Annotated in this window: 21 protein-coding genes; 10 read left to right on the plus strand and 11 right to left on the minus strand. The window is 72.5% G+C overall.

Features of this window, described 5'->3' with window-relative positions; genetic code table 11:
• Positions 1-305: 305 nt before the first annotated feature.
• Positions 306-1,400, minus strand: coding sequence for a LacI family DNA-binding transcriptional regulator (locus BIV03_RS10245; RefSeq protein WP_071295612.1), 1,095 nt, complete (start codon positions 1,398-1,400; stop codon positions 306-308).
• Positions 1,401-1,747: 347 nt separating this feature from the next.
• Positions 1,748-2,758, minus strand: coding sequence for a LacI family DNA-binding transcriptional regulator (locus tag BIV03_RS10250; protein WP_071295613.1), 1,011 nt, complete (start codon positions 2,756-2,758; stop codon positions 1,748-1,750).
• A gap of 123 nt (positions 2,759-2,881) precedes the next feature.
• On the opposite strand from BIV03_RS10250, the gene BIV03_RS10255 reads away from it, so the two are divergent.
• From BIV03_RS10255 to BIV03_RS10270, 4 genes are all read left to right on the plus strand, one after another.
• The gene (locus BIV03_RS10255) at positions 2,882-4,243 is read left to right on the plus strand and encodes an MFS transporter (RefSeq protein WP_083403349.1); all 1,362 of its coding nucleotides are present in this window, start codon (positions 2,882-2,884) and stop codon (positions 4,241-4,243) included.
• 56 nt (positions 4,244-4,299) lie between these two features.
• Entirely contained in the window at positions 4,300-4,641 is a 342-nt protein-coding gene (locus BIV03_RS10260; RefSeq protein ID WP_071295614.1) for an L-rhamnose mutarotase, read from the plus strand.
• Between the two features lie 103 nt (positions 4,642-4,744).
• Positions 4,745-5,659 carry a metallophosphoesterase gene (locus BIV03_RS10265; protein WP_071295615.1) on the plus strand — a complete coding sequence of 305 codons (915 nt, stop codon included), beginning with the start codon at positions 4,745-4,747 and terminating at the stop codon, positions 5,657-5,659.
• A gap of 147 nt (positions 5,660-5,806) precedes the next feature.
• Positions 5,807-6,868 carry an NADP-dependent oxidoreductase gene (locus BIV03_RS10270; RefSeq protein ID WP_071295616.1) on the plus strand — a complete coding sequence of 354 codons (1,062 nt, stop codon included), beginning with the start codon at positions 5,807-5,809 and terminating at the stop codon, positions 6,866-6,868.
• On the opposite strand, the gene BIV03_RS10275 is transcribed toward BIV03_RS10270, so the two are convergent.
• The 3 genes from BIV03_RS10275 to BIV03_RS10285 are packed head-to-tail and all read right to left on the minus strand — an operon-like array spanning position 6,865 to position 9,759.
• Complete coding sequence (locus tag BIV03_RS10275; protein ID WP_071295617.1) at positions 6,865-7,755, minus strand: ABC transporter permease; 891 nt, start codon at positions 7,753-7,755, stop codon at positions 6,865-6,867. The genes BIV03_RS10270 and BIV03_RS10275 overlap by 4 nt on opposite strands.
• A complete protein-coding gene (locus BIV03_RS10280) occupies positions 7,742-8,692 on the minus strand; it encodes an ABC transporter ATP-binding protein (protein ID WP_071295618.1) in 951 nt (316 codons plus the stop codon). The genes BIV03_RS10275 and BIV03_RS10280 overlap by 14 nt, the downstream gene beginning before the upstream one ends.
• Positions 8,689-9,759, minus strand: a complete 1,071-nt coding sequence (locus tag BIV03_RS10285; protein WP_071295619.1) for a sigma-E factor regulatory protein RseB domain-containing protein — start codon at positions 9,757-9,759, stop codon at positions 8,689-8,691. The genes BIV03_RS10280 and BIV03_RS10285 overlap by 4 nt, the downstream gene beginning before the upstream one ends.
• A gap of 122 nt (positions 9,760-9,881) precedes the next feature.
• On the opposite strand from BIV03_RS10285, the gene BIV03_RS10290 reads away from it, so the two are divergent.
• Positions 9,882-11,351: an FGGY-family carbohydrate kinase gene (locus BIV03_RS10290; protein ID WP_071295620.1), complete on the plus strand. Its 1,470-nt coding sequence runs from the start codon at positions 9,882-9,884 to the stop codon at positions 11,349-11,351.
• A 125-nt stretch (positions 11,352-11,476) separates the two neighbouring features.
• Here BIV03_RS10290 and BIV03_RS10295 read toward each other — a convergent pair whose 3' ends face one another.
• The 4 genes from BIV03_RS10295 to BIV03_RS10310 all read right to left on the minus strand — a co-directional run bounded on the left by BIV03_RS10295 (position 11,477) and on the right by BIV03_RS10310 (position 16,248).
• Entirely contained in the window at positions 11,477-11,959 is a 483-nt protein-coding gene (locus BIV03_RS10295) for a ribose-5-phosphate isomerase (protein WP_071295621.1), read from the minus strand.
• A complete protein-coding gene (locus tag BIV03_RS10300; protein ID WP_071295622.1) occupies positions 11,956-13,698 on the minus strand; it encodes a dihydroxyacetone kinase family protein in 1,743 nt (580 codons plus the stop codon). The genes BIV03_RS10295 and BIV03_RS10300 overlap by 4 nt, the downstream gene beginning before the upstream one ends.
• Before the next feature lie 71 nt (positions 13,699-13,769).
• A complete protein-coding gene (locus BIV03_RS10305) occupies positions 13,770-15,083 on the minus strand; it encodes an MFS transporter (protein ID WP_217637371.1) in 1,314 nt (437 codons plus the stop codon).
• A 28-nt stretch (positions 15,084-15,111) separates the two neighbouring features.
• On the minus strand, positions 15,112-16,248 hold the full coding sequence (locus tag BIV03_RS10310) for a zinc-binding dehydrogenase (RefSeq protein ID WP_071295623.1): 1,137 nt from the start codon (positions 16,246-16,248) through the stop codon (positions 15,112-15,114).
• Between the two features lie 105 nt (positions 16,249-16,353).
• On the opposite strand from BIV03_RS10310, the gene BIV03_RS10315 reads away from it, so the two are divergent.
• A complete protein-coding gene (locus BIV03_RS10315; protein WP_071295624.1) occupies positions 16,354-17,160 on the plus strand; it encodes a GolD/DthD family dehydrogenase in 807 nt (268 codons plus the stop codon).
• Between the two features lie 25 nt (positions 17,161-17,185).
• Positions 17,186-18,148, plus strand: coding sequence for a sugar-binding transcriptional regulator (locus BIV03_RS10320; RefSeq protein WP_070418254.1), 963 nt, complete (start codon positions 17,186-17,188; stop codon positions 18,146-18,148).
• Positions 18,149-18,220: 72 nt separating this feature from the next.
• On the opposite strand, the gene BIV03_RS10325 is transcribed toward BIV03_RS10320, so the two are convergent.
• Positions 18,221-18,745 (minus strand): DinB family protein, encoded by a 525-nt coding sequence (locus BIV03_RS10325; RefSeq protein ID WP_071295625.1) that lies wholly within the window; start codon positions 18,743-18,745, stop codon positions 18,221-18,223.
• 189 nt (positions 18,746-18,934) lie between these two features.
• Between BIV03_RS10325 and BIV03_RS10330 the strand changes: the two genes are divergently transcribed.
• The gene (locus BIV03_RS10330) at positions 18,935-20,455 is read left to right on the plus strand and encodes an MFS transporter (RefSeq protein ID WP_071295626.1); all 1,521 of its coding nucleotides are present in this window, start codon (positions 18,935-18,937) and stop codon (positions 20,453-20,455) included.
• A gap of 249 nt (positions 20,456-20,704) precedes the next feature.
• Here BIV03_RS10330 and BIV03_RS10335 read toward each other — a convergent pair whose 3' ends face one another.
• Entirely contained in the window at positions 20,705-21,727 is a 1,023-nt protein-coding gene (locus tag BIV03_RS10335; RefSeq protein ID WP_071295627.1) for a GTP-binding protein, read from the minus strand.
• A 61-nt stretch (positions 21,728-21,788) separates the two neighbouring features.
• Between BIV03_RS10335 and ykgO the strand changes: the two genes are divergently transcribed.
• Positions 21,789-21,911, plus strand: coding sequence for a type B 50S ribosomal protein L36 (gene ykgO / locus BIV03_RS10340; RefSeq protein ID WP_022905672.1), 123 nt, complete (start codon positions 21,789-21,791; stop codon positions 21,909-21,911).
• A 28-nt stretch (positions 21,912-21,939) separates the two neighbouring features.
• Positions 21,940-22,596, plus strand: a complete 657-nt coding sequence (locus BIV03_RS10345) for a histidine phosphatase family protein (protein WP_070418258.1) — start codon at positions 21,940-21,942, stop codon at positions 22,594-22,596.
• Positions 22,597-22,624 lie beyond the last annotated feature (28 nt).

Here is a 22,624-nt window from a genome sequence, read left to right on the forward strand (position 1 = left end):
AGGCGCGGGTCGGGGCCCGGCGGGCGGGGTGCGCTGGGTGGGCGGTGCGGCTGCGCTGGCGGCAAAGCGACACTGTGCCGCCGAACCCGCGTGGGAATGTGTCGCTTCGGCGGGGTCAAGCGCGGAGCCGTCCTGTGAACTGTCGCTTTGGCGGAGCGGTCGGGGCGCGGCGGGCGGGCGGTCGCGAGGTTTCGCGCGCGGGCCTCCGCGCGAGACTCGCCTCGGCGGACACCTTCGCGGCTCAGCGCCCGCGAAACTGTCCGCCGAGGTGAGACTCGGGAACGCCGAGCGCCGCGCGCGGCCCCTCAGGCCTCGGTGCGCCTCGGGTCGCTCGGCGCCGTCCGGGCAGCCGCCTCGGCCGCCCCCGCCCGCCCGAGGGTGCTCTCGCGCGGCACGAGCTCGCTCCCGAGCACGACCGTCCGGTGCACGTGCTCCGCGGGGTCCTCGTCGAGCTCGGCCAGCATGAGCTCGACCGCCGCCGCGCCCATCTCCGACCCGTGCATCGTCACCGACGTCAGCGGCACGGCACCGCCCCACGCGACCGAGTTGTGGTCGCAGCCCGACACCGGGATGTCCTCCGGCACCCGGATCCCCGCCGCGCGCAGTTCGGACACGACCGCCATGGCCAGCAGGTCCGTCACGCCGAGGATGCCGTCCGGCCGCTCCTCCACCGGCATGGCGGCGATGCGTGCACCGGCGTCGGTCCCGCCGGGAGGGTCGATGTCTCCCGCGTCGATGTCGACGAGCGTGACCTCGGGGTGAGCGGCGACCGCACGGAGCACCCCCGCCCGCCGACGTTCGACGGGCTGCAGCTCCGCGCGGGCGCTGACGAACCCGATGCGTCGGCAGCCGCGTTCGATGAGGTGCTCCGTCGCGAGGAAGGCCGCTTGCTCGTTGTCCACCACCACCGAGCACGCATCGACCTCGGTCGGCTCGAAGTTCACGTAGACCACCGGTCGCCCGTGCCGCCGCGTGGTCTCGACCTGCTCGCGGGACTGGGTCATCGGGGCGAGCAGGATCCCCGACACGCGTGCGCTCTCGAGGAACGCGAGGTGCTCGCCCTGCGCCTGCAGGTCGTCCTCGCTGCTCGTGATGAGCAGGGTCAGCCCACGCTCACGCGCGGCGAGCTGCGCACCGTTCACCATGTCGCTGAACAGGGAGTTGCGGAGGGACATCACGACGAGCCCGATCGCCCGCGTGGTCCCCGAGGCGAGTGCCCGCGCGTTGCGGTTCGGCGTGTACCCGAGGTCGGTGATCGCGGCACGGACCCGCGCTGCGGTCGCGTCGGCCACGCGTTCCGGGTGGTTCAGCACGTTCGAGACCGTCGCGAGCGAGACACCCGCCCGAGCGGCGACGTGGTGCACGCTCGGCGGTCCGTCGCGCCGGGGGACATGCACCATGCTCCGATCGTAGGCGGACCGGCGCGCCCTCCCGGCCATCCGCCGGACAGGCCGGCGGACCGGCGCGCCCTCCCGGCCGTCCGCCGGACAGGAGGTGGGCCCCACCAGCCGGTTCCGGCGCACCGCGCCAGCGGGGCGACGGCCGTGACGGGAGGCGCGGTGCGGCGCCGACCCGCGCCTCCCGTCCGACGCGGCTCGCCGCCCGGTCCGCGAACGCGATGGTGTGCCGCGAACGGTTGCCAGGGGTCTGTCGCTCTGCCGGCACGGATGCCGGGGCCTTCCTGTGTCCTGTCGCTCCGGCGGCACGATCACGGGCGCGCGGCGAAGCGCAAAGCGCCCAGCGCGCCTCAGCGCTCGGCGACGGTGGACTGCCGCACGACGAGCTCGGGCGTGAACTCAACGTGCAGCTGGTCCGTGCCCTGCCCCTGGTCCACCTGGGCGAGCAGCAGCTCGATCGCCCGCCGCCCGAGGTCCTGCGCCGGCTGCCGCACCGAGGTGAGCGGGACGACCGCGGCCTCGGCGAACGCGATGTCGTCGTACCCGACGATCGCGATCTCCTCCGGCACCCGGATCGACCCGCGCATGATGAACGCCTGTTCGAGGCCGACGGCGAGCAGGTCGTTCGCCGCGAACACCGCGTCCGGGCGGTCGGCGGCCGGGCGGGCCTGGATCTCCTCGCCGACGCGCCGACCCTCGAGGACGGAGAGCGACGTGGTCGGGATCACCTCGAGCGCCGCACCCGCCGCCTCGGCCGCGGCGACCGCGCCGGAGTGGCGGTCGGTGACCTGCCGGATGCCGAACGGGCCGCCGACGAAGGCGATCCGCCGGCGTCCGATCGCGGTGAGGTGTGCGACGGCGATGCGGCCTCCGGCGACGTCGTCGACGGAGACGGACGCGAAGTGCTCGTCGTCGGCACGGCGGTCCACGAGGACCACGGCGGTGCCCTGGTCGCGCAGGCGCTCGAGGCGGCCGAGGTCGTCCCCGGCGGGGGAGATGAGGAGTCCGGCGACGCGTCGCTCCTCGAAGAGGTCGACGTAGGTGTGCTCGCGGTCGACCGACTCGTCGGAGTTCCCGACGAGGACGGCCAGGCCCTTCTGCATGGCCGCGTCCTCGGCGCCGCGCGCGACGTCGGTGAAGAACGGGTTGCCGCCGTCGAGCACGATGAGCCCGACGGTCGAGCTGCGGCCGGCGCGGAGCTGGCGGGCGGAGTCGTTGCGGACGAACCCGAGTTCGGCGATCGCGGACTGCACGCGTTCGACGGTCCCCGGTGCCACCTTGTCGGGACGGTTCAGCACGTTCGAGACGGTGCCGAGTGACACGCCGGCGAGCGCTGCGACGTCCCGAACGCTCACTGCCATGGGGTCATCCTGGCATCGGGGCGGGCGTTCCGGTGGAGCGACTTGCCCTCCGGCCGAACGACGAGTACCGTCTCCGCAGCACCGTTGAAACGATTCACTGACGAACACGCGAACGGAGGACCAATGGCGGTCCGTATCGGAGCCCGCAACACCACGGGCTGGAAGGCGACGATCTCGGTCGCCATGTCGAACTACATCGAGTCGGGGTCGATCATCGCGATCGCCACGAGCCTCAGCCTCTGGCAGGCGCAGTTCCACGTCGGCGACCTGCAGGTCGGGCTCCTCGCCAGCCTGTCCGCGAACGCGTTCGGCGCAGCGGCCGGCGCCATCATCGGCGGACCCCTGTGCGACCGCTACGGCCGGAAGTTCATCTACACCTACGACCTGCTGCTCTACATGCTCGGGATCCTGCTCGCGGTGTTCGCCGGCAGCTACGGCATGCTCCTCGTCGGGTTCATCCTCACCGGCATCGCGGTCGGTGCGGGCGTCCCCGCGAGCTGGACCTACATCGCCGAGCAGGCCCCGGCCGACAAGCGCGCTGCCCACGTCGGGACCGCGCAGCTCGCCTGGTCGATCGGCCCCATGGTCGGCTTCGCCCTGGCCATCGCCGCCGCGCCGCTCGGGCTCCTCGGCAGCCGCCTGATCTTCGCGCACCTGTTCGTCGTCGCCGCGATCGTGTGGTGGCTGCGACGCGGCCTGCCCGAGTCCACGATCTGGAAGGACGAGCGCGCGGCCACCGGCTCCGCGAACTTCTTCCACGGCTTCACCCAGCTGTTCAGCCGCCGCAAGAACCTCACCGCGATGCTGTTCCTGTTCGGCGTCTACGCGCTCTGGAACACCGTGGCCGGGCAGGCCGGCATCTTCCAGCCCCGCGTCTACTCCGCCACCGGCGTGACGAGCGTCACCGAGCAGTACGGGCTGCAGATCCTCGTGTGGGGCTGCACCGTCGCCGCGACGTACTTCGGGTTCATGCGCTTCGCCGACCGGATGAGCCGGAGGCGGCTCTACGCGATCGGCGCCGCGCTCGCGGTCGTCGCCTGGGCCGTCCTCATCTACGCGCCCGCGAACCTCGGCACGCTGCTGTTCTTCGCGATCGCGTGGGGGATCTCGTCGGGCATCGGCGCACAGGCGTTCTACGGGCTCTGGACGAGCGAGCTGTTCGCCACCCGGTACCGGGCGAGCGCGCAGGGCGTCCTGTTCCTCGCCGCGCGGGTCATGGTCGGCCTGCTGAGCATCTGGTTCCCGCTCCTGCTCTCCGACATCGGGCTCCGTGCTCTCGGCGGGCTCATCCTCGGCCTGCTCGCCCTGTCGTTCCTGGTCGGGACGATCTGGGCGCCGCGGACGCAGGGCAAGACCCTCGAGGAGATCGAAGCCGAACGCTACGGCACCGTCACCAGCGCGACCGGCACGGTCCGCACGCCCGAGGAGCACGCCGCGCGCCAGCAGACGCTGCGGGGTGCGCGAGACGAGCGGACGCCACGGTGAGCGACGCGGACCGGCGTGATCCGCGCCTCCCGGACGGCACTGGAGGCGCGGATCACGTGACCCGCGTCTGCTTCCGCCTGCAGGTGGGGACCGAGCACCTCGACGCCTACCGCGAGCGGCACGCGGCGGTCTGGCCGGCGATGCTGCGGGCGATCGCGGCCGCGGGACGTCGGAACTACTCGCTGTTCCTCGACGACGACGGCCTGCTCATCGGGTACTACGAGACGGACTCGGTGGCGGATGCCGACGCGTCGCTCGCCGCGTCCGAGGTGGCCGCCGCGTGGGAGGCGCACATGCAGGACCTGTTCGACGGCGCGACCGGGCGGGCGGACCAGGCGGCGCGCGTGCTGCCGGAGGTCTTCAACCTCGAGGACCAGCTCGCGTCGGGCGCATCGTGAGCAGGAATGGTCGGGTCCCGTCGCCGGACCCGACCATTCCTGCTCACTGAACGACGTCCGCGGGGCACCGGGGACTGCAAGGCGCCCTCGCTACCGTGGGGCCATGCAGCAGCCCGCAGCCGGGACCCTCCGCGTCCTCCACCTGTCCGACACCCACCTCACGGGCGACGGTGCCCTGCACCAGGGGTCCGTCGACACGACCGCCGCACTCGAGGGCGTGCTCGCCCGGGTCGACGGCGTCCCGGGGATCGGGCTCGTGGTGGTGTCCGGCGACGTCTCCGAGGACGGCACTCCGGAGTCGTACGCCGCAGTGCTCGAGCGCGTCGGCGGCTGGGCGGAACGCCACGGTGCGGCGCTCGTCACCGTCCCGGGCAACCACGACCTCCGCGAGGGGTTCCGACAGGTCCTCGCGAACGGCCACGTCCTCGGCGAGGGCGGCCGGCCGCTCATGCACACCATGGAGTACCACCCGCCGACCGTGCCGGTCTGGGGGCAGTCACTCGTCGCTGGTCGGCGGATCGTCACGGTCGACACGAGCGTCCCCGGGGTCGGCTACGGCGAGATCGCCGAGGCGTCGCTCGAACGACTCCGCGCCGCGCTCGCCGGCGACCACGCGCCGCACGGCACCGTCGTCGTGCTGCACCACCCGCCGCTGCCGGCACCGACCGCGCTGCACGAGGCCCTCCGACTCCGCAACCCGGAGGCGCTCGCCGACGCGATCCGCGGCTCCGACGTCCGGGTCGTGCTCGCGGGGCACTACCACCACCACTTCGCCGGGACCCTCGCGGGTGTGCCCGTCCTCGTCGCGCCCGGTGTCGCGAACGACACCGACGTCACCGGCGCCTACGACGAGGAGTCCGCGTACGTCGACTCCGGAGCGCTCGTCGTCGACGTCGCCGAGGACGGCTCGGTCTGGTCGACCCCGGTCCGCGTGCCGCGGCCGGACGCGGACCCGCTCGCGTTCGCGCTCGACGCGGACACCGTGGCGCGCGTCATCGAGGCGTCCACCGGGCAGTAGACGCACCGTTCGTCGGACGGGAGGGACGGTGCGGGCCCGCACCGTCCCTCCCGTCCGTCGTGTGCGGACGCCGGTACCCCGCGCGTTCGGGTTGCAGTCGGGAACTCCGAGTAGGCCGGTGGCACACCTGGAGCGAAGGAGCACCCCATGCGGATCGGCAGTGCAGTGCAGTACGACCGGTACGGCGACTTCGACGTCGTCGAGCTCGTCCCGCAGGAACGCCCGGAGGCGGGTCCCGGCGAGATCGTCGTCGAGATCGTCGCGGCGGGGCTCAACCACATCGAACGGTTCCTACGGGAGGGCAAGCTCCAGGACCACATCGAGCTCACGTTCCCGGCTCGTCAGGGCGTCGACTTCGCCGGCATCGTCCGGGCACGCGGTGACGGGGTCAAGGACCTGCGCGTCGGCGACGAGGTGATGGGGCACGCACCGACCGGCGGGTCGCACGCCACCTGGCTCGTCGTGCCGCGTGCTGCCGTCATCAAGAAGCCGGAGCACGTCGGCTGGGAGGTCGCCGGCGGCCTCTACCTGGCCGGGTGCACCGCGGTGTCGGTCGTCCGGAGCCTCAAGCTCGGACCGGAGGACACCGTCGTCATCACCGCCGCGGCCGGCGGCGTCGGGCACATCGAGTGCCAGCTCGCGCACGACGCCGGGGCGACCGTCATCGCGCTCGGCAGTGCGCGCAACCACGACTACCTCCGCCAGATCGGCACCCTGCCCGTCGTGTACGGCGAGGGCGAGGAGCAACGCATCCGTGCGATCGCGGACGGTCGCCCGATCACCGCGTTCATCGACAACCACGGGGAGAGCCGGGCCGAGGAACTCGCGGAACGCCTCGGCGTCGCACCGGGGCGGTTCGTGTCGTCCGAGGCACGGCGCGACATCGAGATCCGGTTCCTGCGGGCGCCGGCCGAGGACGAGGAGACCCGGGAGCTCCTGACCCTCCTGGCGAAGGCCGTGCAGGACCGTCGCGTGCAGGTGCTCATCTCCGGGTTCTACCCGTTCGAGTACATCGTCGAGGCGTACGAGGACCTCGCCGAGATGAAGTCCCGCGGCAAGGTCGTGATCGGGATGCAGACCGTCGAGACCGGTGCACGGATGGACTGGTACCGCTCGGAGAAGGCCCGTGACCTGCGCGACCGGTACGCCGACGCGCGGGGGAGCGACTCCGAGACGATGGCGGGCGGGTCGGCGAGCCCGAGCGCCTAGCTCAGGACGTCCTTCGTGGTGAACCGGCTGTACGCCAGCGCGCCGAAGACGACGACGTAGCCGAGCTGGAGCACGGCGTTCGACCCGAACGAGTCGAACGCGATCGGGTCGCGGAGCAAGTCGCCGAACCCGAGCCACTGGTGCGAGAACAGGTACGGGTGCAGCCAGTCGAGCTGCGGCAGCTGGTCGAGCACCTGGGACGCCCCGGCGAGCACCACCGTCGCGGCCATCGCACCGACCGGCACGCTCGTCAGGGTCGAGGCGAACAGCCCGATCGCCGACAGCCCGAGCATCGACAGCGTCACGTAGAGCGCGAGCAGCACGGCCCGGCCGGCGTAGGACCAGCCGTCGACCTGCGTGCCCGAGAGCAGGGTCACCGGGCCGATCGGGAACAGCACGGCTCCGATCGCGGCGCCGACCAGGACGATGAGGAGCGTCGCGGCGAGGCAGAACGCCACCGCCCCGGCGTACTTCACGAGGATGAACCGCACGCGGCCGGTCGGGGCCACGAGCAGGTAGCGGATGGTGCCGTGGCTGGCCTCGCCCGCGACGGTGTCACCCGCGACCACGCCCACGGTGAGCGGCAGGAACAGCGGGATCGACACGGTCAGCGCGGTGAACGCCACGAACAGCCCGTTGTTCGTGATGTCGCCGAGGAACGCGGGACCGCCGGAGTCGTCGCCGGTCGTGAGACGGACGGCGACGGCGATGAGGATCGGCACGAGGGCGAGCGCCCCGAGCATCGCCCACGTGCGGCGGCGTCGGAAGACGAGGGCGAGCTCGGAGCCGAGGAGTGCGAAGGGGCGCTGGCGGGGACGCGGGGAGGCGCGGACGTCGTGCGTCTGCGGGTCGTCCGTCGGCACGGTGGCGGCGTCAGGCTGCGACATCGAAGCCCTCTCCGGTGAGGGCGACGAAGAGGTCTTCGAGGGTGCCGCCGCCGACGGTGAGCCCGCGCACCCGGACGTCAGCGCGGACGAGCTCGGTCGTGATGGTCTCGGGCAGGACCTCTGGTGGCAGGTCGGCCACGAGGACGTCGGCACCGCCCTCGTGCCGCGGGGTCAGGCCGAGACGGCTCAGCACGGTGCCGGCCTGCCCGAGGTCGGGCGTCCGGACCGTGACCGTCCGGGCACCGGCGGCGCGGAGCTCGTCGAGCGGCCCCTGCGCGACGAGCTTGCCGGTCCGCATCACGGCGGCGTGCGTGCACACCTGCTCGATCTCGGCGAGCAGGTGGCTCGAGACGAACACGGTCGTGCCGTCGTCGGCGAGGGAGCGGATGAGGTTGCGGACCTCGCGCGTGCCCTGGGGGTCGAGGCCGTTCGTCGGTTCGTCGAGCACGAGGAGGTCCCGCGGGGCGAGCAGGGCGTTCGCGAGCCCGAGCCGCTGCTTCATGCCGAGCGAGTACGCGTGCGCCTTCTTGTCGGCCGCGTGCGAGAGCCCGACGCGGTCGAGGGCGCTCGCCACCCGGGTCTTGCGGGTCCGTGGGTCGGAGGTGGGGTCGGCGGCGTCGAACCGGAACAGGTTCGCGCGGCCGGAGAGGTACGGGTAGAACGCCGGACCCTCGACGAGGGCACCGACGCGCGGCAGGACGTCGTGGAGGGCCTTCGGCATCGGTTCGCCGAGCACCTCGATCGTGCCGCCCGTCGCGCTGGAGAGCCCGAGGAGCATGCGGATCGTCGTCGTCTTGCCGGAGCCGTTCGGCCCGAGGAAGCCGAACACCGCGCCGCGCGGGACGGCGAGGTCGATCCCGTCGACCGCGCGCTGCTTGCGGAAGACCTTCGCCAGTCCGGTGGTGCGGATCGCGAGGGCTGCGTCGGGCGTGCTCACTCGGCTGCGGCGACCAGCGCCGACACCGGGACCGCGCCCGCGAGGACCCGGCCGTCGTCGGTGAGGTAGACCGAGACGAGCGAGGTCTGCACCGCGCGGCCACCGTCGACCGAACGGGTCAGCTGGTCGAGCAGTCCGCTGGCGTCGTCGCCGAGCGCGGTCTGGTCGACCGAGCCCTTCGGCAGTTCGGCGATGGTGCTCCAGCCCGTCCCCGTGAGCGTCGGCTCGTCGCCGGTGCGTCCGTGTCGGTGCTGCGCGTCGCCCGTGCCGTGGGCTGCCGCGTCGGAGAGGTCCTTCGTCTCGACCGTCGCGCCCGTGGGCGGCGTGAAGTCGAACAGGCGTGCGGCCGGCGCGCCGTACTGCAGGCTCGTGAAGCCGACCTCGACGGCGGGGTCGGACTGGCCCTTCGCCGCGATCGTGACGCGCAGCGGGAGGCCGGTCTGCTGGTCGACCGCCAGGCGCACGGACCCGACGAGCGTGCCCGTCGACTTCGGCGTGAGGGTGATCTGCCAGGCGTCGTGGCCGGCGACCCGGACGTCCTTCGGCTTCGACACCGTGGTGCTCGGCGTGATCGCGTCGATCGCCTGCTTGGCGATGTCGGACGGCGTCGCGGCGCCGTACTCCGGCGTCCGGGCGTCCTTCGGGAGGGTGACGTGCGTCGCCGTGCGCTCCTTCGAGTCCCAGGTCCAGACGTCGGACCCGTTCCGGACGAGGTCCTGCTCGGCGAGCTGCTGCGTCAGCTGGACGCGCTGCTTGTCGGAGCCGTCGACGTAGACGCGGGCGGTGTGCGACGAGGTGAGGAGGCCGAGCGCGTCGGAGGCGTCGCCCTCGAGCGAGGAGCCTCCGGACCCGGTCGGGAGCTCCGGCAGGCCGAGGTCGCTCGTCTGCACGAGCTTGCCGGAGTACTTCGCGTCGGACGACCCCGCGATGCTGGCGATGACGTCCGCCGCGCTCGGGTTCGTCCCCGCGACCGGGTCGCTCGACGCGTTCGCGATCATCGGCGCAGCGACGGCGCCGGCGACGACGACCGGTGCGATGACGGCGGGCAGCCAGGCTGACTTCTTCATCGGTTTCCCCTCGGTGGAGCATTCGGAGTCGGCAGTACGGTACGTCGGCCCGCCGACAGTGGGCTGGGCGTTCGTAGACTCGGGGGCGACCGACGCGGGTCGGTGGCGGCGAAGGAGGCGGCATGCGGGCGGTGCTCGGTCTGGACATCGGGACGTCGAGCACGAAGGCGCTGCTCACGCGGTTCGACGGCACGGTGATCGCCGAGGTCGGACGACGGCACGAGGTCGACCGGCCGGAGCAGGGGCTCGTCGAGATGGACGCCGCGGTGTGGTGGGACGAGTTCACCGCCCTGACCCGTGAGCTGCTCGAGCGGGTGCCGGACGCCGAGGTCGAGGCCGTCGGCGTGAGCGGCATCGGCCCGTGCGTGCTCCTCACCGACGACGCCGGGGAACCGCTGCGGCCCGCGATCCTGTACGGCGTGGACACCCGGACGGCCGAGATGCTCCCCGCCGTGACGGCCGAGCTCGGCGGCGAGGACGCGGTCCGTTCCCGGTGCGGCTCCGCCCTCAGCACGCAGGCGGCCGGGGTCAAGCTCGCCTGGGTCGCCCGGCACGAACCCGACGTGTGGGCGCGTGCGGCGCGGTTCACGATGCCGTCGTCACGCGTGGTGGAGCTGCTGACGGGGGAGTACGTCCTCGACCACCACTCGGCGAGCCAGTGCACACCGCTCTACGACGTGCACGAGGACACCTGGATCGACGCGTGGTGCGAACGGCTCGCGCCGGGGCTCGCCATGCCGCGACTGGTCTGGTCGGGTGACCGGGCCGGCACCGTGACGGCCGCGGCGGCTGCGGCCACGGGCCTCCCGGTCGGCATCCCCGTGACGGCCGGGACCATCGACGCCTGGGCCGAGGGCGTGAGCGTCGGAGCCGCGGCACCCGGTCGGATGTTTCTGCAGTACGGGACGACGATGTTCATGATCGCGCCGACCGACGAGCCGGTCTCGGTACCGGGGATGTGGACCACCGTCGGGACTCGTCCGGGGCAGCCGAGCGTCGCCGGTGGGATGGCGACCTCCGGGGCGATCACCGACTGGCTCCGGCGGCTCGTCGACGGCGAGTGGTCGACGATGCTCGAGGAGGCCCGCTGCGCCGGCATCGGGGCGAACGGCCTGCTGATGCTGCCGTACTTCGCGGGGGAGCGGACCCCGATCGCGGACCCGGACGCACGCGGGGTGATCGCGGGCCTCACGGTGCGGCACACCCGCGGTGACCTGTACCGGGCGACGCTCGAGGCGACGGCCTACGCGGTGCGGCACAACGTCGAGGTGCTGCGCGAGGCCGGGGTCGAGGTCCACGAGCTCGTCGGCGCCGGCGGCGGGCTGCTCGGACGGCTCTGGCCGACGATCGTCTCGGACGTCACCGGGCTGCCGCAGACGGTCCCGAGCGTGACGATCGGTGCGTGCTACGGGTCGGCGCTCCTCGCGGCCGGGCTCGTCGCGGACGTGGACGTCTCGGCGTGGAACCCACCGGCCGCGCGCATCGAGCCCGATCCCGCGGCGACGGCGGCGTACGAGCCTGGCTACCGCGACTACCGCGAGCTGTACGAGGCGACGAAGGCCGTCGTGCACCGGTTGGCCGCGCGCGGCTGACGTGGTGCCGGTCGCTGCGGCACAACGCAAGTTGGCCCGAACCGCGGAAAGACGCGGTTCGGGCCCACTTTGGTTGTGCGGCGCGCGGCGGCCCACGCGGGGCGCGGCGGCCCTACGCGAGCGCGCTAAGCGGACGCGTCCACGCCCGCCGGCGCGCTGCCGTCGTACTCGCAGATCGCCGCGACCTTCGACGCGCTCGCGGACGAGCGGTCGAACTCGTAGCCGAGCCACTCCTTCGCCATGCGCCGGGCGACCTCGACGCCGACGACGCGCTGGCCCATGCAGAGGACCTGGGCGTCGTTCGACAGGATCGAGCGCTCGACGCTGAACGAGTCGTGCGCGGTGACGGCCCGGATGCCCGGGACCTTGTTCGCGCTGATCGCGACGCCGAGTCCGGTGCCGCAGATCAGGATCGCCCGGTCCGCCTCGCCGTTCGCGACGAGCCGTGCGGCGTCGACGGCGACGTGCGGGTAGGCGGTGTGCCCGTCCGCGTCGACCCCCACGTCCACCACGGACTCCACCCGCGGATCGGCGAGCAGGTCGGCCTTGATGATCTCCTTGTAGTCGAACCCTGCGTCGTCCGAACCGACCACGAGACGGTACGTCATGCGTGTGTCCCTTCCTTGTCTGCTGCACGGGTGGCGAGGACCTCGCCGACCCGCGTGAGGATCATCCCCATCGAGGTGGCACCCGCGTCGGGTGTCCCCAGGCTCTTCTCCGCCAGCGGCCGGGCACGCCCGACCTTCGGCTTGAGGTCTGCGGTCGCAGCTGCTTCCGTGACCGCGACCTGCGCGGCAGCCTGCCACGCCTCGGTGAGCGGCGTACCAGCATCGACGCCGCTCCGCAGCTCGTCGACGAACGGGAGCAGCGCGTCGAGCAGCGTCTTGTCCCCGCGGGACGCCCCGCCGAGGTGCACGATCGAGTCCGCGAACGCCTGCGCCGCCTCGACGACGTCGGACGCCTCGTACGCGGAGCGGTCGTCGCGGAGCGACCGGCCGAACGCCTCGAGCGCCGCACCCCACAGGACCCCGGAGGTACCGCCCGCGAACTCGGCCCACGCGTCACCGGCGCGTCCGAGGACGAAGGCGACCCCTGCCTCCTGGCCCGCCCGGTCGACCGCCTTGCGGGCCGCACCGATCCCCTTCACCATGCCGCGTCCGTGGTCGCCGTCCCCGGCGACCGCGTCGATGCGGCCGAGCTCCTCCTCGTGCTCCCGCAGGAGCGCATCGACCGCCTCGATCGCGGCGCGCGCCGTCTGCGCGGCCTGCCTGGAGGCGCCACTCGCGTCCGGCACGACCGTCGCCTCGTCCTCGGCTGCGTCCACGGCGTCGGCCGGCACGAGCGCCGCGACCGGCGCCGCCACCTTGCGGTACGCGGGCGTGTACGCGTCGGCCCTCCACAGCGTCTCGAGCTCGTCGTCGAGCCACTGCAGGGTGAGCGAGCAGCCGCCCATGTCGAGGCTCGTGACGAGTTCACCGACCTCGGGTTCGACGACCTCGATCCCGGCGTCCTGCAGGAGCGGGAGCACACGGCCCCAGAGCAGGAAGAGCTCCTCGTACTTGGTGTCGCCGAGACCGTTCAGGATCGGCGCGACCCGGGGGCCGGCGGCGTCCGGGCGGTCCGCGAGCAGCCGCTCGACGAGGAGCGACGCGAGTTCGGTCGCACGGAGGAGCGGGACGTCCTCGATGCCCGGCTCGCCGTGGATGCCGAGCCCGAGGCCGAGGTGGCCCTCGGGCACGGTGAACAGCGGCTCGGTCGCGCCGGGCATCGTGCAGCCGGAGAACGCGACGCCGATGGTGCGCGTCGCCCGGTTGGACGCGGTGCCGATGCGCTCGACCTCGTCGAGGTCGGCTCCGGCGGCCGCCGCGGCACCCATGGCCTTGAAGACCGAGAAGTCACCGGCGATGCCGCGGCGCTTCGACTCCTCGTCGGCGCTGGCGATGTCGTCGGTGACGACCACGATGCGGGTGTCGATGCCCTCGGCGTTCAGCCGCTCGGCCGCGAGCCCGAAGTTCATCGTGTCGCCGGCGTAGTTGCCGAACGACAGCACGACGCCCTTCCCCTGGTCCGCCGCCTTGGCGACCGAGTAGACCTGCGCCGTGGACGGCGAGGTGAAGATGTTGCCGACGACGGCCCCGGTGGCGAACCCCGGCCCGACCACGCCGCAGAACGCGGGGTAGTGGCCGGAACCGCCGCCGACGACGACCGCGACCTGCGGCTCGGCGCCCTCGGTCGGCAGGGCGACGACGCCGCCGTGGACACCGCGGACCCGGTCGGCGTAGAGGGCGAGCCAGCCCGCGAGCTGGTCCTCGGCGAACTCCTCCGGGTCGTCGTGGATCGTGGTCATGGTGCTTGTCCTTCGCATCGAGTGGGGGTGGTGCACCGGGCGACGGCGGGACGGCCGCCGTCGCCCGGGGTTCAGTGTCCTCGGTCTCCCTGCGGGACCTTGAGGAAGTGGATCATCACGAACGCGCAGGCGTACAGGCCGACGAACGTCCAGGTCACGGCCTGGCCGCCACCGCCCAGGGCGAGCACCGCGGCGACGACGCCCGTGCCGAGGAACGCGGCTCCGCCGGCGGCGGTGGTGTACATCGCCATCGCGGCGCCCTTGTGCTCGGGGGCGAGCGCCGGCATGATCGCGCCCATCGGGACGAAGCCCGCGAGCAGGCAGCCGAACACGCAGCCGGCGACGACGGAGAGCACGTAGCCCCAGTCGGACCCGGCGGGGACGAGCTGCGGGACGTACCACCAGGCGATGAGCCCGAGGGCGGACCCGACGATGCCGAACCACTTGACGGTGCGCTGCCAGCCGATCTTGTCGCCGACCCAGCCGAACAGGGCGTTCACGAGGATGTTCGTCGCGTAGACGCACACCGTCATGAGCAGCCACCGGCTCTGGCCCCAACCGCGCTCGTTCGCGATCACCGCCGGGAGGATGACGAACATGCCGAACTCCGGCGCGGTGTTGATCAGACGGACGAGGAAGCCCATCAGGATCTTCGGTCGCGTGGCCGTCAGGCGGATGCCGCTCGTCAGCACGCGCCAGGCGCTCTCGCCCTCCGGTGCGATGCGGGAGAACCCGTTCGGCAGGCGCACCCCGAACAGCAGGATGAGGAACCCGATCACGACGAGGCCGATCGAGGCGATCATCGCGCCGGTCTCACCGACCGTGCCGCCGCCGAACACCGGGATGGCGCCGATCGCGAAGAGCGAGCCGAGCGTGGGCAGACCGCCGGTGAAGGCGACGTAGAACCAGCCGACGGCCGAGCCGTTGCGCTCCACGGGCGTCGTGATGTTCACCCAGACCAGGAACGCGAAGGCGAACAGCGGGTACCCGAAGCCGCGGATCGCGTAGGCGACGGCGGCGAACGGCACGCTGCCGAGTCCGAGGGCGATGAGGAACAGGACCTCGAACACGACCCAGACGGCGAACCCGAGGATCATCACCCGTCGCGGACCGATCAGGTCGGCGAGTGCGCCGGAGACGTAGCTCCCCACCAGGGCGGCGAGGCTGTAGAACGTGACGATCGTCGCGACCGTGGCCTCGGGGGAGCCGAGGACCGCGACCATGTGCGGCGTGATGAAGTTCGACTCGACGCCGTTGCCGGTCATGAAGACCAGGACGGCGAGGAAGCCGAGGGCGAGCGGGCGGGGGATGCCCATCTTGTCGAGCCGGCCCTCGGTGCGGGGCATCGTCGGCGCACCGGTGGCGCGCTGTGTCGTCGTTGACATGCTTGCTGACTCCTGTGGTGGCTGCGGCTCAGGCCTGCAGGGACGGGATGATCGAGACCTTGACGCTCGCGCCCGCGGAGTCGCCGACGAGGTCGAGGGCCTCCTGGAAGCGCTCGAGCGGGAACTGGTGCGTGCAGATCTCCGACATCGGCAGGGTCTCGGCCTCGAGCAGCTTGATCGCCGCCGGCCAGGTGTGCGGGCCGAGGTGGGCACCGCGGACGTCGAGCTCCTTGTCGTCCGAGATGATCGACCAGTCGACGGACACGTTGTCCTTGAAGACCGAGTACTCGACGAACGTGCCGAGCTTGCGGAGCAGGTTGAGGCCCTGCGGGACCGCGGACGGGTGCCCGGTCGCCTCGATGTAGACGTCGGCGCCGTACCCGTCGGTGAGTTCCTTGACCCGGGCGACCGCGTCGTCCTGGGCGATGTTGATCGTGATGTCGGCACCGACCTTGCGGGCGAGTTCGAGCTTGTCCTCGACGACGTCGAGCGCGATGATCCGCAGTGGGTTCTTCTGGCGAGCACCGGCGATCGCGGAGAGCCCGATCGGCCCGGCGCCGGCGATCACCACGGTGTCGCCGAACTTGATGTCGCCCCGCTCGACGGCGTGGAACGCGCACGAGAGCGGCTCGGCGAAGGCGGCGACCTGCCCGGGGAGGGCGCTCGACACCGGGTGGGTCAGGGCCTTCGCGGGCACCAGGACGTACTCGGCCATCGCGCCGTCGTAGCCCTTGAAGCCGAACATGTCGTGCACGTTGCACATCCAGTACGCGCCCTCGAGGCAGTAGCGGCACTCCCAGCACGGCACGATCTGCTCGCAGGCGATCCGGTCGCCCACGGACACCCCGCGCTTGGTGAGGGCGGCGTCGTCACCGGCGACGATCGTGCCGACGAACTCGTGGCCGGGGATCCGGTCCTTCTCAGCCCAGGCCGGACGGTTCTCGTCGCCCCAGAACTTCGCGGCGCCGTGGTAGCACTTCAGGTCACTCGCGCAGATGCCGACGGCGTCGGTGCGGAGCAGGAGTTCGCCGGGTCCGGGGGTCGGGACGGGGCGGGTCTCGAGGCGGTAGTCCTCGGGGCCGTGGACCACGACGGCGCGCATCGTGGTCGGGATCTCGGTGGGCGTCGCGGCCGTGGTGGTCGCGTTCTCGGTCGTCGTCGACATGAGCTGCTCCTTCGTCGGGGTGCTTCGGCGACGACTGTACACCTCGCGGAACGTTTGTCCAGAACACAATTTCTGGTACGGTCGGCGCAACGCAAGGGAGCGAACATGACCACCGACTTCGCCGCAGCCCTCCGACCGGGCCCGGACACGATCGACCTGACGAACGACTTCAGCGGCCGCACGGCGGTGGTCACGGGTGGGGCGTCCGGCATCGGCAACGCGATCGCCGTGGCCCTCGCGGCCCGCGGTGCCCGGGTCGCCGTCGTCGACGTGCGGGCGGACGGCGCAGCAGCCGCCGCGGCAGCGCTGCCGACCCCCGGCGAACCGGCCCACCTCGGCCTCGGCTGCGACGTCACGGACGAGACGTCGGTGGCCCGCGCGGTCGCCGCCGTCACCGGTGCCGCCGGCCGGATCGACGTCCTCGTGAACTGCGCCGGCGTCGCGCTGCTCGCCCCCGCCGAGGACCTCGACCCCGGTGCCTGGGCCACGACCATCGACGTCAACCTCACCGGCACCTACCGGGTCGCCCAGGCCGTCGGGCGCCACATGCTCGCCGCCGGGTACGGCCGGATCGTGAACATCGCCTCGCAGGCAGCGCACGTCGGCATCGACGGCCACGCGGCGTACTGCGCGTCGAAGGCCGGCGTCATCGGGCTCACCCGCGTGCTCGCGCTCGAGTGGGGCGGACGGGGCGTCACCGTCAACACCGTGTCGCCGACGGTCGTGCTGACCGACCTCGGCCGCGGGGCGTGGGCGAACGAGAAGGGCCTGCGCCACCAGGACGAGATCCCCACCGGACGGTTCGCGACACCCGACGAGATCGCCGCCGCCGTCCTGTTCCTCGCCGGGGAGTCGAGCGCCATGGTGAACGGCGCCGACCTCCGCGTGGACGGCGGGTTCACGATCCGCTGACGCGTGCCAGGGCTACGATCGCCCCATGTCCGCCGAGAACCCCGCCGCCGAGGGTGCCCGGACCCGCTTCCCGCTCGACACCGTCTACCAGGCCGCGCGGATGTACTACCTCGAGGACGCCACCCAGGTCGAGATCGCCTCGCGCCTCGGAGTGTCCCGTCCGACGGTCAGCCGGCTCGTCGCCGAGGCGCGGAAGGCCGGCCTGGTCCGGATCGAGGTCGTCGACCCGTTCCAGGACGAGACCGTCGCGCTCGCCGAGCGGCTGCAGGTGGTGCTCGGACTCCGTGCCGTGCACCTCGCCGCCGTGACGCACACCGCCACGCTCGGCGCCGACCTCGCCGCCCCGCTCGCCGCCGCGGTCGAGGGGATGGGGCTCGTGCCGGGCGACGCCGTGCTCATGTCGTCGGGTCGGACGGTGTACGACGTCGCCCACGCCGGCATGCCGCAACTGCCGGGCGTGCAGCTCGTCCCGACGGTCGGCGGGCAGGCCGACCCGATGCCGTGGTTCCAGACGAACGAGATCACCCGCGCCGCCGCCGAGCACTCCGGCGCGATCCCGGCGTTCCTGTTCGCGCAGGCCCTGCCGTCACCGGCGATGCGGTCCTCGCTCGACGAGGACCCCGCGTTCCAGCACGTCGTCGGCCTGTGGGGTCGGGCGAAGGGCGCCATCCTCGGCATCGGCGCGCCGACCCCGACCCGGGACGCACTCGCGCGGGGCGTCCCGGTCGAGGACGCGGTCTTCGACCAGGCGGCGGGTGACGTCTGCCTCAACTTCTACGCCGCGGACGGCTCGGCGATCGAGTTCCCGGGCAGCGACCGGATGGTGCGCACCTCCCGCGAGGTCCTCTCCGCCGTCCCGCACGCGATCGGCGTCGCGGTCGGTGCCGCGAAGGTGTCGAGCATCGTCGGGGCCGTCCGCGGGCGTCTCGTCAACGAGCTGGTCACCGACGCGGCCACGGCGCGCGCCCTGCTGGACGCGCTCGCCTGAGCGGTTCCCACCTGTGGGCCCGGAGGCGCGGTGCGGGCCCGCACCGCGCCTCCAGGCCCACAGGCGGTACGTCTACTGCGCGCGCCGCACGTCCCACAGGTGGTGCACCGGGTCGTGCGCGTAGTACGTGGCGAGCGTGGCGACGGTGAACGCGCTGCCGTCCGACCGGAGGCCGGTGCGTCCCAGCTGGTCCTCCCGGACGTCGTCGAAGGCCCGGGCAGCACGGTGCGCCGCCTCGCCGAGCTCCCGCACGACGGTGGCGGGGTCCTGCTCGCCGTAGCGGTCCTCGACGGCCGTGGCGTCCTGGTCCCAGTTCGGGAAGGTCGGGGCGTCCTCGGTGAGCATGAGCGTCAGCCGCTCCGCCATCTTCCGGTGGACGTCACGCACGTGCGCGGCGTACTCGAGCGGTGACCAGGTGTGGTCGTCGGGGCGGTCGCGCACGTCCGCACGGTCGAGGACCGCTGGCCACGCCGAGGTGTTCGCGTCGATGATCCCCGGGACGTCGCGGATCGTGACCGTGCTGCCGTCGTAGCCGCACTCGGGGCACGCGGACTCGATGACCCACGTCCAGTTCTTCGTCTCGGGTTCGATCGCCATGAGTGGATGTTATGTGCTCGTTACCGTCCGTCCCGATCCGCGTGCCCGAGGCGATCGGCGATGACCCCCGTTCGGGTGACACGCCGGTTCCTGTGAATCACCGGCCAATGACATTTCGGTTGCTCGGTAACGTCGTCCGCTGTTCCCGGGCCGGTACCCGTCGGCCCGCCGATCCTCGAGGAGAGATGCATGGGCTCCGATCCCAGCAGTACCCCCACCCGACCGCACCGACGCCTGCGCGAGAGCGACGTCACCGTGGTCGACAAGAGCATGATGCGCCGTGCCGTGAGCGGCATGGTCGTCGGCAACACCATGGAGTGGTACGACGTCGGCGTCTACGGCTACCTGGCCGTCACGATGGGGAAGGTCTTCCTCCCCACGGCCGAACCCTCGGTCCAGATCCTGTTCAGCCTCGGTGTCTTCGCGGCGACGTACATCGCCCGGCCGCTCGGCGGCATCGTGTTCGGTCGTCTCGGCGACCGCATCGGGCGGCAGAAGGTCCTCGCGACGACGCTCATCATGATGGCGGCGTCCACGTTCCTCATCGGGGCGCTGCCCGCCTACGCCACGATCGGGGTGTTCGCGCCGATCGTCCTCGTCGTGCTGAAGCTCGCGCAGGGCTTCTCGACCGGCGGTGAGTACGCCGGCGCGACGACGTTCGTGACCGAGTATGCGCCGGACCGCCGCCGCGGCTTCTTCGCCAGCATCCTCGACTTCGGCAGCTACCTGGGCTTCGCGCTCGGGGCCACCGTCGTGTCGGTGCTGCAGCTCACCCTGGGCGAGGAGGCGATGACCGCCTACGGCTGGCGCTTCCCGTTCCTCGCCGCCGGGGTGATCGGCGTCGTCGCCATCTACTTCCGCCTGCGCATCGAGGAGTCGCCGGTGTTCCAGGCCACCCAGGCCGCGCAGGAGGCCGCGTCCGAGACCCGTGCCTCGCTGTCCGGGGAGCGCCCGGCGAACGTGTTCGTCATGGTCCGCGACCACTGGCGCCCGATCGTCATCGCCGTGATGCTCGTCGCCGCGTCGAACACCGTCGGGTACGCGCTGACCTCGTACATGCCGACGTACCTCACCGACTCGCTCGGCTACTCGGCGCTCGACGGCACGCTGCTCACCATCCCGGTGCTCGTGCTGCTCGCGGTGATGCTCCCGCTCACGGGCAAGCTGTCCGACAAGCTCGGCCGTCGCGTCGTGATGTGGATCGGTGCCGCGACCACCGTCGTGCTCGTCGTCCCGGCGTTCCTGCTGATCGGGCACGGCGCGCAGTGGTCGACGCTCGCCGGGCTCGGGCTCCTCGCGCTCATGACGGCGCTGTGGGTCTCGAACCAGGCGGCCTCGCTGCCGGCGCTGTTCCCGACGTCGACCCGGTACGGCGGCATGGGGTTCGCCTACAACATCGCGATCGCGGTGTTCGGCGGGACCACGCCCCTCATCGTGCAGGCCCTGCTCACGGCGACGGGCGACGAGCTCGCGCCGGCGTACTTCCTGATGGCGATGAGCGTCGTCGGGGCGATCGGGGTGTTCTGCATGAAGGAGTCCTCGCGACGCCCGCTGCCGGGGTCGATGCCAGCGGTGGAGACCGCGGAGGAAGCTCGCGAGCTCGTCCTCACGCAGGACACGAACCCGAACCTCGACCTGGGGGACCTGCCGTTCGCCGCCGAGGACGCTGCCCGCCGTGCGCGCGAGCGGGAGATGAGCGCGGTGCGCTGACGCGGCCTGCTGACGCGACCACGGACGGGAGGCGCGGTGCGGGTCCGACCCGCGCCGCGCCTCCCGTGCGTGCGTGCGTCTGTGCGCATGGTGCGACCTTCCACCAGTCGATCGACGTGTGTCTCGTCGGATGATGCGCATGCACCTGATGCCTGCGCATGGTGCGACGTTCCACCAGTCGATCGACGCGTGTCTCGTCGGATGATGCGCGCGCACCGACCGAGCGCGCACCCGCACCCGCCGCGGGCGTCACTCGTGCCGGTGCCCCTCCGACGGGTCGAGCGCCGGCCACACCGGGAACGGGTCGGCCCACGTGCGCCACACCTCCGGCCCCGCGAGCAGCTCGTCCGACGTGAGGAGCGCCCCGTCCAGCGCCCGCTCTATCGCCGGCACGTCCAACCGCTCGCCGACGAACCAGAGCGCCTGCCCGATCGGCGCGTCCGCGTCCCACGACGGGTTCGCGGTCGGGTCGAGCGCCAGCATCGCCCCGAGGCTCGACCACGACCCGACGTGGTCCGGCCGGGAGGCGAGCCGGAAGAACCCCCGAGACCGCAGCACCCGGCCGTTCCGCCCCGCGGCCAGCTCCCGTTCGATCACCGACGCCAGGCGGCCGGGGTGGAAGGGCAGCGGCTCCCGGTAGCGCAGCGCGACCAGGCCGTCCCGTGGGTCCCGTCCGACCGAGCCCGAGAGTGCGCGCATCCATCCCGCTCCCTGGGCGAGGACCCGCGCCGCTCCGCCGTTCGACGCGGGCAGGTCGGCCGCGCTCCGGATCGACGAGAGCGCCACGACGACCGCCTGCGGGGCCAAGCGGTGGAGCAGCGCGAGCAGACCGCGGCGGCGCTCCAGCGGCACCGGGCCGACCCGGTCGAGGACGATCACCGTGGCGTACTCGACGAGCGACGCCACGCGGTCGGCCGCGACGAACGCGTCGTCGACCTCGGACCAGAGCAGGTGCGCCACGTCGTCGGCGCGCAGCACGCTCACCACGTGGCGGAGCACCCGGTCGTCGCCGGTCTCCGCGCGCGCGGCGTTGGCGAGCATCATCCCCACCGCCCGGGTGTCGGCACCCGGCGGGAGTGTGACGACGAGTCCGTGATCGGCATCCGGCCCGCAGACCCGGTCGAGGTGCTCGGCGCGGTCGGCGACGGCTCGGACCGCGGCGACGGCGTTCGCGGGTGCGTGCATCCGGTGACCGGTCGCGAGCCGGACGGCCACGCGGTCGGCGTCGACGTCGTGCAGGGCGGAGACGAGGGTGATGGCGGCGGGACGCATGTCGGCTAATGTACATGATCATCGTTCTCAACAATGAGGACACCGACGCAGGAGGTCGCTCGTGAAGGTCCGCAACTCGCTCAAGGCGCTCAAGAAGATCCCGGGGTCGCAGGTGGTCCGCCGCCGCGGCCGTGTCTACGTCATCAACAAGCAGAACCCCCGGTGGAACACCCGGCAGGGGTGACGTCACCGGCGTTCCGTAGGGTGGCTCCATGCGACTGCTGCTCATCCGCCACGGCCAGACCCCAGCGAACGTGAACGGCGTGCTCGACGCCGTCGTCCCCGGACCGGGCCTGACCGAACTCGGGCAGCAGCAGGCCGACGCCCTGCCGGCAGCGCTCGCCGACCGGGGGATCGAGCGGCTGTTCGTCTCGACGATGGTCCGCACGCAGATCACCGCGGCGCCCCTCGCCACCTCGCTCGGCCTCGAGCCGGTGGTCCTGCCGGGCCTCCGCGAGATCGAGGCCGGCGACACCCAGGGCAAGCGCGACCAGGTGTCCGTGCAGACGTACATCTCGACCGTGCACGGCTGGTCGCTCGGGGACCGCACCACCCGGATGCCCGGCGCCGAGAGCGGGACCGAGTTCTTCGCGCGCTACGACGACGCGGTCCGGCAGATCCTCGAGACCGGTGTCGACGTGGCGGCCGCGGTCAGCCACGGAGCGGCCATCCGGACGTGGGCGAGTGCCGCGGCCGACAACACGCCGGACCACTTCGGCACGAAGCGCCACCTCGAGAACACCGGGATCGTCGAGCTCGAGGGGTCGTTCGACGACGGCTGGCGCCTCGTCGACTGGGAGGGCGAGCCCGTCGGCGGCGAGCAGCTCATCGACCGGACGGCGCAGGACCCGACCGGCGAGCGGTTCTGACGCGACCAGCAGACGGACGGGAGGCGCG

Source organism: Curtobacterium sp. MCBA15_016 (assembly GCF_001865105.1).
GTDB lineage: Bacteria > Actinomycetota > Actinomycetes > Actinomycetales > Microbacteriaceae > Curtobacterium.

Excerpts from the sequence above, each read along its gene's own strand:
- BIV03_RS10245 (WP_071295612.1), bottom strand. The coding sequence starts at position 1,400 with ATGGTGCATGTCCCCCGGCGCGACGGACCGCCGAGCGTGCACCACGTC.
- BIV03_RS10250 (WP_071295613.1), bottom strand. The coding sequence starts at position 2,758 with ATGGCAGTGAGCGTTCGGGACGTCGCAGCGCTCGCCGGCGTGTCACTC.
- BIV03_RS10255 (WP_083403349.1), top strand. The coding sequence starts at position 2,882 with ATGGCGGTCCGTATCGGAGCCCGCAACACCACGGGCTGGAAGGCGACG.
- BIV03_RS10265 (WP_071295615.1), top strand. The coding sequence starts at position 4,745 with ATGCAGCAGCCCGCAGCCGGGACCCTCCGCGTCCTCCACCTGTCCGAC.
- BIV03_RS10270 (WP_071295616.1), top strand. The coding sequence starts at position 5,807 with ATGCGGATCGGCAGTGCAGTGCAGTACGACCGGTACGGCGACTTCGAC.
- BIV03_RS10275 (WP_071295617.1), bottom strand. The coding sequence starts at position 7,755 with ATGTCGCAGCCTGACGCCGCCACCGTGCCGACGGACGACCCGCAGACG.
- BIV03_RS10285 (WP_071295619.1), bottom strand. The coding sequence starts at position 9,759 with ATGAAGAAGTCAGCCTGGCTGCCCGCCGTCATCGCACCGGTCGTCGTC.
- BIV03_RS10290 (WP_071295620.1), top strand. The coding sequence starts at position 9,882 with ATGCGGGCGGTGCTCGGTCTGGACATCGGGACGTCGAGCACGAAGGCG.
- BIV03_RS10295 (WP_071295621.1), bottom strand. The coding sequence starts at position 11,959 with ATGACGTACCGTCTCGTGGTCGGTTCGGACGACGCAGGGTTCGACTAC.
- BIV03_RS10300 (WP_071295622.1), bottom strand. The coding sequence starts at position 13,698 with ATGACCACGATCCACGACGACCCGGAGGAGTTCGCCGAGGACCAGCTC.
- BIV03_RS10305 (WP_217637371.1), bottom strand. The coding sequence starts at position 15,083 with ATGTCAACGACGACACAGCGCGCCACCGGTGCGCCGACGATGCCCCGC.
- BIV03_RS10310 (WP_071295623.1), bottom strand. The coding sequence starts at position 16,248 with ATGTCGACGACGACCGAGAACGCGACCACCACGGCCGCGACGCCCACC.
- BIV03_RS10315 (WP_071295624.1), top strand. The coding sequence starts at position 16,354 with ATGACCACCGACTTCGCCGCAGCCCTCCGACCGGGCCCGGACACGATC.
- BIV03_RS10320 (WP_070418254.1), top strand. The coding sequence starts at position 17,186 with ATGTCCGCCGAGAACCCCGCCGCCGAGGGTGCCCGGACCCGCTTCCCG.
- BIV03_RS10325 (WP_071295625.1), bottom strand. The coding sequence starts at position 18,745 with ATGGCGATCGAACCCGAGACGAAGAACTGGACGTGGGTCATCGAGTCC.
- BIV03_RS10330 (WP_071295626.1), top strand. The coding sequence starts at position 18,935 with ATGGGCTCCGATCCCAGCAGTACCCCCACCCGACCGCACCGACGCCTG.
- BIV03_RS10335 (WP_071295627.1), bottom strand. The coding sequence starts at position 21,727 with ATGCGTCCCGCCGCCATCACCCTCGTCTCCGCCCTGCACGACGTCGAC.
- BIV03_RS10345 (WP_070418258.1), top strand. The coding sequence starts at position 21,940 with ATGCGACTGCTGCTCATCCGCCACGGCCAGACCCCAGCGAACGTGAAC.